Origin of the sequence: Luteimonas saliphila (assembly GCF_016774335.1) — a bacterium.
Taxonomy (GTDB): domain Bacteria; phylum Pseudomonadota; class Gammaproteobacteria; order Xanthomonadales; family Xanthomonadaceae; genus Luteimonas; species Luteimonas saliphila.
In genome coordinates this window covers 1-5,622 of record NZ_JAETWA010000001.1, presented here as the reverse complement: position 1 = coordinate 5,622, position 5,622 = coordinate 1, and the positions used below count along the sequence as shown (strand labels likewise).

Below are 5,622 nucleotides of genomic sequence, written 5' to 3'. Positions count from 1 at the left end.
CGGGTAAGGTTGAAGGGTTGCCCCGGACGGGGTCGGAACGGGAAGTTCTGGTCCGGATGGTGTGCGTCGGTTGTTTGAGAACTCAACAGTGTGCTTGATAGTCAATGCCAAATTTTGAACCTTTTTGGTTCCTTTGGACTGGATTGAACAGCTAGTCTGTTTGGTCTGGCCAGTATCGATAGGCGACTGGTGGCCCCTTGGGGGTTGTTGGTTGTTTTCTCTCTTTTACGGAGAGTTTGATCCTGGCTCAGGACGAACGCTGGCGGCGTGCTTAACACATGCAAGTCGAACGGTGAAGCCCAGCTTGCTGGGTGGATCAGTGGCGAACGGGTGAGTAACACGTGAGCAACCTGCCCTCCACTTCGGGATAAGCCTTGGAAACGGGGTCTAATACCGGATATGAGCATCTGCCGCATGGTGGGTGTTGGAAAGTTTTTCGGTGGGGGATGGGCTCGCGGCCTATCAGCTTGTTGGTGGGGTGATGGCCTACCAAGGCGTCGACGGGTAGCCGGCCTGAGAGGGCGACCGGCCACACTGGGACTGAGACACGGCCCAGACTCCTACGGGAGGCAGCAGTGGGGAATATTGCACAATGGGCGAAAGCCTGATGCAGCGACGCCGCGTGAGGGATGACGGCCTTCGGGTTGTAAACCTCTTTCAGCAGGGAAGAAGGCCTTCGGGTGGACGGTACCTGCAGAAGAAGCGCCGGCTAACTACGTGCCAGCAGCCGCGGTAATACGTAGGGCGCAAGCGTTGTCCGGAATTATTGGGCGTAAAGAGCTCGTAGGCGGTCTGTCGCGTCTGGTGTGAAAACCCGAGGCTCAACCTCGGGCTTGCATCGGGTACGGGCAGACTAGAGTGCGGTAGGGGAGACTGGAATTCCTGGTGTAGCGGTGGAATGCGCAGATATCAGGAGGAACACCGATGGCGAAGGCAGGTCTCTGGGCCGCAACTGACGCTGAGGAGCGAAAGCATGGGGAGCGAACAGGATTAGATACCCTGGTAGTCCATGCCGTAAACGTTGGGCACTAGGTGTGGGGCTCATTCCACGAGTTCCGTGCCGCAGCTAACGCATTAAGTGCCCCGCCTGGGGAGTACGGCCGCAAGGCTAAAACTCAAAGGAATTGACGGGGGCCCGCACAAGCGGCGGAGCATGCGGATTAATTCGATGCAACGCGAAGAACCTTACCAAGGCTTGACATGCACCGGACGCTGCCAGAGATGGTGGTTCCGCAAGGTCGGTGCACAGGTGGTGCATGGTTGTCGTCAGCTCGTGTCGTGAGATGTTGGGTTAAGTCCCGCAACGAGCGCAACCCTCGTCCCATGTTGCCAGCGGGTTATGCCGGGGACTCATGGGAGACTGCCGGGGTCAACTCGGAGGAAGGCGGGGATGACGTCAAATCATCATGCCCCTTATGTCTTGGGCTTCACGCATGCTACAATGGCCGGTACAGAGGGCTGCGATACCGTAAGGTGGAGCGAATCCCAAAAAGCCGGTCTCAGTTCGGATTGGGGTCTGCAACTCGACCCCATGAAGTCGGAGTCGCTAGTAATCGCAGATCAGCAACGCTGCGGTGAATACGTTCCCGGGCCTTGTACACACCGCCCGTCAAGTCACGAAAGTTGGTAACACCCGAAGCTCATGGCCCAACCGGTTCGTCCGGGGGGAGTGGTCGAAGGTGGGACTGGCGATTGGGACTAAGTCGTAACAAGGTAGCCGTACCGGAAGGTGCGGCTGGATCACCTCCTTTCTAAGGAGCACATACTGCTCGCCTGGTGGGGTTCTGCCCCGTGGGTGGGTGGTCATGCACAGCCATCGTAGGCGCCGAACGTGTGTCTGGTGGTTGCTCTGGGTGGAACATTGACTGTTTGCGGTGCGCTGGGTGCGTGCCGGCTGCTAGTACGTCTGCTGCTTCGGTGGTGGGTGGGAACGTGGTCGGTGGTGTCTGGTTCGTCGTGTGAGCACACTGTTGGGTCCTGAGGCAACCGGCCTGCGTGGTCGGGTGACCTTTGATGGATACGGGTCGTTGGTCGGGTCTTCATACCGCTTCGCTCATCGTGCTGTGCTGCTGTCCTTCGGGGTGGTGGTTGGTGGGGTGTGTGGGGGTCGGGTGGGCCTGGTGGCCGGCGGGACCGTCCGTTGCTTGAGAACTGCACAGTGGACGCGAGCATCCCAGATGTTCAAGTATTATTCTTGGATTTCTGTAGCATATTTGTAGTGTGTGTCGAAGTTTAGAAGGGCACATGGTGGATGCCTTGGCACTAGGAGCCGAAGAAGGACGTTGTAGCCTGCGTTAAGCCTCGGGGAGCTGGCAAACGAGCTGTGATCCGAGGATGTCCGAATGGGGGAACCCAGCCGCAGTCATGTGCGGTTACCTGTACCTGAATTCATAGGGTGCAGGGGGGAACGCCGGGAAGTGAAACATCTCAGTACCGGCAGGAAGAGATATTCCGTGAGTAGTGGCGAGCGAAAGCGGATGAGGCCAAACCGTATGCGTGTCAAGCTGTCAGGCGTTGCGTGTGCGGGGTTGTGGGACCTTTCTCAGATCACTGACATGGTCTGGACCAGTAAGAAAGTCGTGTCATAGTCGAACCGCATTGAAAGGCGGACCGTAGAGGGTGTGAGTCCCGTAGACGAAATGGTGCGGCCTGGTGAAGGGGATCCCAAGTAGCACGGGGCCCGTGAAATCTCGTGTGAATCTGGCAAGACCACTTGCTAAGCCTAAATACTACCTAGTGACCGATAGCGGACAAGTACCGTGAGGGAAAGGTGAAAAGTACCCCGGGAGGGGAGTGAAATAGTACCTGAAACCGTGTGCCTACAATCCGTCGGAGCCTCCTTAGCAGGGGTGACGGCGTGCCTTTTGAAGAATGAGCCTGCGAGTTAGTGCTCGGTGGCGAGGTTAACCCGTGTGGGGAAGCCGTAGCGAAAGCGAGTCCGAATAGGGCGATTCAGTCGCCGGGTCTAGACCCGAAGCGAAGTGATCTAGCCATGGGCAGGTTGAAGCGCCGGTAAGACGGCGTGGAGGACCGAACCCACTTAGGTTGAAAACTGAGGGGATGACCTGTGGTTAGGGGTGAAAGGCCAATCAAACTTCGTGATAGCTGGTTCTCCCCGAAATGCATTTAGGTGCAGCGTCACGCGTTCCTTGCCGGAGGTAGAGCTACTGGATGGCCGATGGGCCTCACCAGGTTACTGACGTCAACCAAACTCCGAATGCCGGTAAGCCAGAGCGTGGCAGTGAGACTGCGGGGGATAAGCTTCGTAGTCGAGAGGGAAACAGCCCAGACCACCGGCTAAGGCCCCTAAGCGTGTGCTCAGTGGGAAAGGATGTGGAGTTGCACAGACAACCAGGAGGTTGGCTTAGAAGCAGCCACCCTTGAAAGAGTGCGTAATAGCTCACTGGTCAAGTGATTCCGCGCCGACAATGTAGCGGGGCTCAAGTACACCGCCGAAGCCGTGGCACTCACACTTTACCCAGCATTCCCTTTCGAGGGGGTGTTCAGGTGTGTGGGTGGGTAGGGGAGCGTCGTGTGGGCAGTGAAGCCGCAGGGTGACCTAGCGGTGGAGACCACACGAGTGAGAATGCAGGCATGAGTAGCGAAAGACGGGTGAGAAACCCGTCCGCCGAATGACCAAGGGTTCCAGGGCCAGGTTAATCCGCCCTGGGTAAGTCGGGACCTAAGGCGAGGCCGACAGGCGTAGTCGATGGACAAGGAGTTGATATTCTCCTACCGGCGAAGAACCGCCCATACCGAATCCGGTGATGCTGACCACCCCCGAGTACCACCGTCACCTTCGGGTGACACCGGTACAACGGCGTGGGACCCAATCCGGTAGTAGGTAAGCGTGTTAACAGGGGTGACGCAGGAAGGTAGCCCGGCGTGGCGATGGTAGACCACGTCCAAGGTCGTAGCCGGCTTCGTAGGCAAATCCGCGAAGCATTGACGGTGAGAACTGACGGTGACCGCACTAGCGGGAATCGGGTGATCCTCAGCTGCCAAGAAAAGCCTCGACGCGAGGTTCTAGCCGCCCGTACCCCAAACCGACTCAGGTGGTCAGGTAGAGAATACCAAGGCGATCGAGATAATCGTGGTTAAGGAACTCGGCAAAATGCCCCCGTAACTTCGGGAGAAGGGGGGCCCGATCCGTGAACACCCTAGCGGTGGGAAGCGGTGAGGGCCGCAGAGACCAGGGAGAAGCGACTGTTTACTAAAAACACAGGTCCGTGCGAAGTCGCAAGACGATGTATACGGACTGACGCCTGCCCGGTGCTGGAAGGTTAAGAGGACGAGTCAGCGTAAGCGAAGCTCAGAATTTAAGCCCCAGTAAACGGCGGTGGTAACTATAACCATCCTAAGGTAGCGAAATTCCTTGTCGGGTAAGTTCCGACCTGCACGAATGGCGTAACGACTTCTCCGCTGTCTCAACCACGAACTCGGCGAAATTGCACTACGAGTAAAGATGCTCGTTACGCGCAGCAGGACGGAAAGACCCCGGGACCTTTACTATAGCTTGGTATTGGTGTTCGGTGCGGTTTGTGTAGGATAGGTGGGAGACTATGAAGCCCGCGCGCCAGCGCGAGTGGAGTCGCCGTTGAAATACCACTCTGACCGCATCGACCATCTAACCTCGGTCCGTGATCCGGATCAGGGACAGTGCCTGGTGGGTAGTTTAACTGGGGCGGTTGCCTCCCAAAATGTAACGGAGGCGCTCAAAGGTTCCCTCAGCCTGGTTGGCAATCAGGTGTCGAGTGCAAGTGCACAAGGGAGCTTGACTGTGAGACCGACAGGTCAAGCAGGGACGAAAGTCGGAACTAGTGATCCGGCGGTGGCTTGTGGAAGCGCCGTCGCTCAACGGATAAAAGGTACCCCGGGGATAACAGGCTGATCTTCCCCAAGAGTCCATATCGACGGGATGGTTTGGCACCTCGATGTCGGCTCGTCGCATCCTGGGGCTGGAGTAGGTCCCAAGGGTTGGGCTGTTCGCCCATTAAAGCGGCACGCGAGCTGGGTTTAGAACGTCGTGAGACAGTTCGGTCCCTATCCGCTGCGCGCGCAGGAAACTTGAGAAGGGCTGTCCCTAGTACGAGAGGACCGGGACGGACGAACCTCTGGTATGCCAGTTGTTCCGCCAGGAGCACCGCTGGTTCGCTACGTTCGGAAGGGATAACCGCTGAAAGCATCTAAGCGGGAAGCCTGCTTCAAGATGAGGTTTCCATCCCCCTCGTGGGGTGAAGGCACCCAGCTAGACCACTGGGTAGATAGGCCGGAAGTGGAAGACAGGACCAACGACTGTCGCAGCTGACCGGTACTAATAAGCCAACAACTTCAACACCAACACTTCTGCTATGCACGCGTCCACTGTGCGGTTCCCGAGAAACGGGCACCACCCCCGACCCACCCCTTGACCAGGTGGGGACACACGGGGAACCCGAACAACTCGATAACGTTACGGCGGTCACAGCGAAGGGGAAACGCCCGGTCCCATACCGAACCCGGAAGCTCAGCCCTTCAGCGCCGATGGTACTGCCCTGGAGACGGGGTGGGAGAGTAGGACGCCGCCGGACACCCTTCACAGCCAGGCCCCCCACACCACACGGTGCGGGGGGCCTGACTGCA

At 58.0% G+C, this 5,622-nt stretch carries 3 rRNA genes; all 3 read left to right on the top strand.

Annotated elements, in window-relative coordinates:
- The first annotated feature begins 224 nt into the window (after nt 1-224).
- Nucleotides 225-1,751, top strand: a 16S ribosomal RNA gene (locus tag JMO03_RS00015).
- 473 nt (nt 1,752-2,224) lie between these two features.
- Nucleotides 2,225-5,338: ribosomal RNA gene (locus JMO03_RS00010) — 23S ribosomal RNA — on the top strand.
- Between the two features lie 115 nt (nt 5,339-5,453).
- Nucleotides 5,454-5,570 (top strand): 5S ribosomal RNA (gene rrf / locus JMO03_RS00005).
- Together the 16S, 23S and 5S rRNA genes form the textbook arrangement of a ribosomal RNA operon.
- Nucleotides 5,571-5,622 lie beyond the last annotated feature (52 nt).